Source organism: Pseudomonas sp. HMWF006, assembly GCF_003061205.1.
Lineage (GTDB): Bacteria > Pseudomonadota > Gammaproteobacteria > Pseudomonadales > Pseudomonadaceae > Aquipseudomonas > Aquipseudomonas monsensis.
The window spans coordinates 1,971-2,831 of the sequence record NZ_QAIU01000421.1; the positions used below are offsets into that span (position 1 = coordinate 1,971).

At 66.9% G+C, this 861-nt stretch carries 1 protein-coding gene; it reads right to left on the reverse strand.

Going from position 1 to position 861, the window contains the following annotated elements; translation table 11 throughout:
* Window positions 1-861 (reverse strand): autotransporter-associated beta strand repeat-containing protein (locus DBR24_RS32605; RefSeq protein WP_256591596.1); only part of this gene is annotated, 861 nt, incomplete at both ends.

Below are 861 nucleotides of genomic sequence, written 5' to 3' on the forward strand. Positions count from 1 at the left end.
CGGTGAAGGTGTTGTTGCCGCTGAGCAGCAACTGGCCAGTGCCGGTTTTGTTCAGCGTACCGCTGCCGGTGAGGTTGCCGGTGTAGCTGCCGTCGGCGTTCTGCGCGAAGGTCAGCGCCGCGTTGTTGACGATCGCGCCTTGCAGGCTGCTGGTGTCGCCAGTGGTGCTGCCGCCGTTCAGCGTGGTGCCGCCGCTGTAGGTGTTGGCACCGCTGAGCAGCAAGTCGCCGCTGCCGTTTTTCACCAGGCTGCCGGTGCCGGTGATGGCGCCGAGCAGCGTGGTGTTCTGGTTGCCGGCCAGGGTCAGTTGCGCACCGAGGTTGACCGCGTTGGCCAGTTGCAGCGCCGAGGTGCTGTCGAGGGTGCCGTTGCCGGTCACGCTCAGGGCGCCGCTGCTGATTGCGCTGTTGTTGCCCAGCACCAGCGTGCCGCCAGCCAGTTGCGTGCCGCCGCTGTAGGTGTTGCTGCCGTTGATGGTCAGGCTCGACGCGCCGGACTTGATCAGGCTGCCGGCACCGCTGACGACACCGTCGAGGGTCAAGGCGTTGCTGCCGGCGACGGTCAGGCCGCCATTGAGCAGCACGTTGTTGGCGAGGCTGATCGCTGCATTGCTGTCCAGTGCGGTGCCGTCCGCTGCGGTCAGCACACCCGTGCCGAGCGCGGCGTTGTTGCCGACAACGATCTTGCCGCCATTCAGCGCAGTACCGCCGGTGTACCCGTTGGCGGCGTTGAGCACCAGCGTGCCGCTGTCGTATTTGCCGAGGGTGCCGGTGCCGTTGAGCGCCACGCCGAGGGTTGCGGTGGCGTTCGGATCGACCCGCACCGAAGCATTGCCCATCGAGCCGTTGACCAGGTTCAGCA